5 protein-coding genes and 1 pseudogene are annotated in these 4,374 nt (G+C 55.4%); 1 reads left to right on the top strand and 5 read right to left on the bottom strand.

Translation table 11 applies throughout. From position 1 onward, the window contains the following. Positions 1-283 (top strand): DUF6065 family protein (locus ACXJ5O_RS20065; protein ID WP_457301430.1); only part of this gene is annotated, 283 nt, incomplete at its 5' end. Between the two features lie 17 nt (positions 284-300). On the opposite strand, the gene ACXJ5O_RS20060 is transcribed toward ACXJ5O_RS20065, so the two are convergent. The 5 genes and pseudogenes from ACXJ5O_RS20060 to ACXJ5O_RS20040 all read right to left on the bottom strand — a co-directional run. Further along, positions 301-978: a TauD/TfdA family dioxygenase gene (locus ACXJ5O_RS20060; protein ID WP_457301429.1), complete on the bottom strand. Its 678-nt coding sequence runs from the start codon at positions 976-978 to the stop codon at positions 301-303. 65 nt (positions 979-1,043) lie between these two features. Then, positions 1,044-1,961: a copper amine oxidase gene (locus ACXJ5O_RS20055; protein ID WP_457301428.1), complete on the bottom strand. Its 918-nt coding sequence runs from the start codon at positions 1,959-1,961 to the stop codon at positions 1,044-1,046. A 30-nt stretch (positions 1,962-1,991) separates the two neighbouring features. Next, positions 1,992-2,681, bottom strand: a complete 690-nt coding sequence (locus ACXJ5O_RS20050; protein ID WP_457301427.1) for a hypothetical protein — start codon at positions 2,679-2,681, stop codon at positions 1,992-1,994. A 477-nt stretch (positions 2,682-3,158) separates the two neighbouring features. After that, positions 3,159-3,539 carry a carboxymuconolactone decarboxylase family protein gene (locus ACXJ5O_RS20045; protein ID WP_457301426.1) on the bottom strand — a complete coding sequence of 127 codons (381 nt, stop codon included), beginning with the start codon at positions 3,537-3,539 and terminating at the stop codon, positions 3,159-3,161. A gap of 14 nt (positions 3,540-3,553) precedes the next feature. Then, positions 3,554-4,374: pseudogene (locus ACXJ5O_RS20040) on the bottom strand (aconitate hydratase); the annotation flags it as partial.

The following is a 4,374-nucleotide window of genomic DNA, read 5'->3' as shown; positions in this document are numbered from 1 at the left end:
GGACGAGCCATTCTGCCTGATCCATCCTATGCCCGCCAACTATCTCGACCGCGTGGAGCCGACACTTCGTCTGCTCAATCAGAACGAGGAACTCGACGTCCAACATCACGATTGGGCCAGAGCTCGGAAGAGTTGGAACGTCGAGCGTCTCGTACGGGGAACACCGGCCGCCTCAGCGAGATGGAGGAGAGATTATTTGAGGGGGCAAACGGCCACCGGAGAAAAGGCGCCCCGACACGAGGGTGCCATTCCGCTTAGATCGTTTGAAGACAAGAGGCCTTGATCAACAAGGGGGTTCTTTCAGGCAGGGAGGCATCCGTTTTCGACGTTTCTTCCCGTGCGTATCCAGGCGCGTTTCAGATGCCGCCGGCTATTTGGTTTCAGACCGCCTCGGGCGTGAAGTACTCGCCAATTGTCGATGAAAAGAGCTTGGTTCGGTTTAAGCCGGATTTTTGTTGGAGCTAGTTTCGCCAAAGTGGCGTCAAAGGCCGCAACTGCTTCTTTCTGCACATCAGTCATGTCTGGTAGCAACCAAGGGGCATAGTTGATGCGCCAATGCTGCTCCTCCTCGCCTCTCAGCACGGCACAGTACCCGCTTGGCCTCCCTGGCGTCGAATGGTCAAAATAAGGGATGCTCACCGAGCCAAGGTGACGTCGAATTGCCGGATCAAGAGACTGTATTGCAGGGATCGCATCCATCAGAACAGACTCGCCGTCGTCTTCGTCCTGTCGAATACAGAACCAGGCCACGACGTCTGCTGCGGGCCCATCGGTATGGAAGGGAATGGAATACGGACTGCTGACATGCCGACGGCTTCCGTCAACCAGCGCAACATCAACGATCGACAAGATTTGGCCTAACTCCCTACAAGTGCGGAGAAAGTCTTCCGGAGAATCAAACGAAGCCAGTACGATGCCGGACCTATCCAGATCCGCAACCGCGACATTCGCAACGCCATCCGGCAATGCAACGTTCATAGAAACGACCTCTATTATTGGGCGACGCACGGAGATTAAAGATTTTAGTCCCTTCCCGGATATGGTCAGGGCCTAGAAATTCTGACGATCGGGCCCACTGCATGATACTGGTTTGGTCCCTCGGATGCGTGGTGGGAAAGGTGACCTGCGTACCAAATCACGTTATCCTGCGAGACAACGTTTTCTCCATTGTTGAAGCCTAGTTCACCGCTCGCACCAAACGGCCATGGTCCAACCTCACTGCCGTGATAGCGGCGAATTGCAGCGTTGATATTGGAGAAGGCATCACGTGGGCCATCGTCGCTGCTTGGTTGGATGAACGCTCCGAGGTGCGTTTGTTGGTCCCACACAAACCAAGACGGGGATACATCCGGGTTTCTCCGACTGTCGAATTCATTCGAGTAACGAAACCACCCTGGACCGTAGCCCAAATCCGGAAAACTTGATAAATGCAAGAAYGCCTGATCAATAGGCGATCCATCCATATCAAAATCAAGCTGCCAGTAGGCGTGATGGACATGATTGACCTGGCATTGCAGGCCGCGACTGAAAAGGCGCGGCTGCATCTCGCCATCGCGCGTCAGATACCATGCCTGCACAATGTCATAGGAGCCTATAAAAGCACGGCCTGATACCTCGAGCCATTCACGCCCTCCCCAGTTGAACGTACGCTGGCATATTTTTTGGCCGTTGTGGCATGCGTTGTCTGTGACCAGATTCGACCATGTAATCCGGTCCGCATATGGCCCGCACTTATCGCCATCGTACTTGACTCTGATAACCGGCATGTTCGCGCGGTACAGGATAGTCCTGCCGTCGAAGCGAACATCCCTCAGGCCGACACCAGCGTTGTCAGCAACCTCCCAACGAAACTGCCAAGGACCCCAGTTTACCTGGCCAGACTGCGCGACCGCAGATGCCGTCAGAAGCCCAAACCAAATGACTGTGACGAGTGCACGAACCGCTCTACCCCAGTGTGACATGCTCCCCTCCCCACTGACTCTTATTTGAAACTAACCGCCGGCGACGCGCCCCGCTTCCAAAACGCGATTGTCCGTCAGATCGACCAAGGCAAACATTTCTGCCAATCCCGTGCCGGGAGCCATGAAGCTGACGTAAAGGACCCGATGGCCCGCGCCCGGCTGGCCTTCGTCCGGTTCGGTCAATAATGCACGCCCCTCAAGTTTGCTTGCCGCTTCGCGCAGCTGTGGTTCTCCGCGGGCTAATGCAACTGCCCGCTCGATCTCGTCTGGGCTTTCCGGAGGCTGATATCCTTCGACGTCGGAGACCTCGAGGATCTCTCCTTCGCGCAACAATGCGCGGACAGCTACATTGCGCGAATAGCTGTAGAAAGTCGCGTTAGCGAGCCGTCTTTCGGCAGGACGATCATCAGCCCTCTTATCCTCTTCGACCAGATTAGCCTCAATAAATGCAAACCGATCGCCCAAAACGCGCCGCACCGCTGGAGCGCTGRCCGCAAGCTCACCAAGCCGCATCGTAGCGGCAGGGGTGAGTAGCGTCACAACTTCATCAGTCGGAAGGATCTCTACATTGGTCGCGCCGCTCACCGTCGGCGGCCAACCTTGGTCGGGACCAGTGAACTCCAAAAGACGGGTATCCGCCGGTGGCTTCGGTAGCTCTTGCGAAAGGGCAACGTCGGCCGCTCCGGCCAATCCCCCAATTAGCATTGTCCAAATCAACATCTGTCGGTTCATGGCTGACCTACCGAGTTGTATGAGTACTGCGTTTGTCAGGATCCGGTTTGGGGAGACCCTGTCAAATCCCCAATGCCAAAACATGCGTGCAATTTTATGTAAGTACTACGGTCTAATACTTGATTATCATCCTCTGGCGAATGTTAGTCAAGGTCAAGTCTGTGTCGCCGCGCGAGTTTTCGCCCCACTTGCAGGAGGTTGCACCGCCCCCGCTCTACATCTGATATTGCGCATTGTGATGCGAACCCGAGTTCCATTTTTCGCGACGCAAATGGGCGCAAGCCCCTGCTTGGGTGGCCGCGGGTCCTTCGGGGTAGGCAACCAATCCGGCCTGCCGTGGCTATCTCGTGCGGGCCACGGCCTGCCCAGCTTAGTTGAAAGTACACACGATCAGTGGGACCACTTTGGTGATTGAGCAAATCATATTTGCCGCCTACTATTGTTCAAGCGCGATACAGTCGTCCGCTATTCGGAGTCGAGATCATTCAGCACCTCGCGTGCAACCCTAAAGCTGTCAACCATCGCTGGAACGCCGCAATAGATGCCTACCTGCAAGAGGATTTCCTTAATCTCGTCCTTGGTGAGGCCGTTGTTAATCGCACCTCGAACATGCGCAGCCAATTCATGCGGACGATTGAGGGCGCTGATCATTGCGAGGTTGATGGTGGACCTTGTCTTGCGGTCAAGTCCTTCCCGCCCCCAAACTTCTCCCCAGCAATAGGTAGTGACCAGCTGTTGCAGGTCCTGCGTGAAATCGTCTGCCTGAGCCAATGCCTTGTCGACATAGCTGTCACCCAGTGTTTCCCGGCGTATGCGAAGGCCTTTGTCATATGTAGCCTGGTCCATGTGTAATCTCCTGTTCAATGATTGGAGGCGAGCTTGTGCACCTCGGAGGGCAGTGTCGATTCCGCTTTGATGATCAATTGGTTGAGTATGTAGGGCATGATACCGCCGCTGCGCATGTATTCGACCTCCGCCGGGGTATCGAGACGAAGTATGAGAGGCACTTCTGTGGTCTCGCCATTGGCGCGATGAATAACCAATTTCAATGACTGGCGCATCGGAGCATCGGCATTCAGACCGACAATGTTGAAACATTCCGATCCATCCAGACCAAGATCGGAAACACGGACAGGCTGGGCAAACTGGCAAGGCATCACTCCCATTCCCACTAGATTGCTGCGGTGGATCCGTTCGAAACTATTGGCAACAACGGCACGTACCCCGAGTAGCCGTGTGACCTTGGCCGCCCAGTCACGGGCGCTGCCCGTACCATATTCGTGACCGGCTATGACGATCAATGGCACAGCCTTTGCCTTATAGCGCAAGGCCGCATCATAGATATTCATCCGGTCGCCACCCGGTTGATAGGTGGTAATTCCTCCCTCCACGTCCGGCACCATAAGATTACGCAGGCGCTGATTGCCAAATCCTCCCCGCATCATGATTTCATGGTTCATGCGCCGCGCACCGAAATTGTTGAAATTCGCGGGCACGACGTCGAGATTTGCCAGATAGCTACCAGCTGGGGAATTACGCCGGATGCTGCCGATCGGGCTGATATGATCGGTCGTGACGGAATCACCCAATATCGCCAGAACGCGGGCGCCGCTAATTGGCCTAAGGGCTGATTCCGATAGTTCGGGAGCTAGGAATGGCGGCTCCTTCAGATAGGTGGAAT

The organism is Phyllobacterium sp. P5_D12 (genome assembly GCF_054049495.1).
Note: the sequence above shows the minus strand (reverse complement) of the source record. Positions and strands in the feature narration are given on the sequence as shown.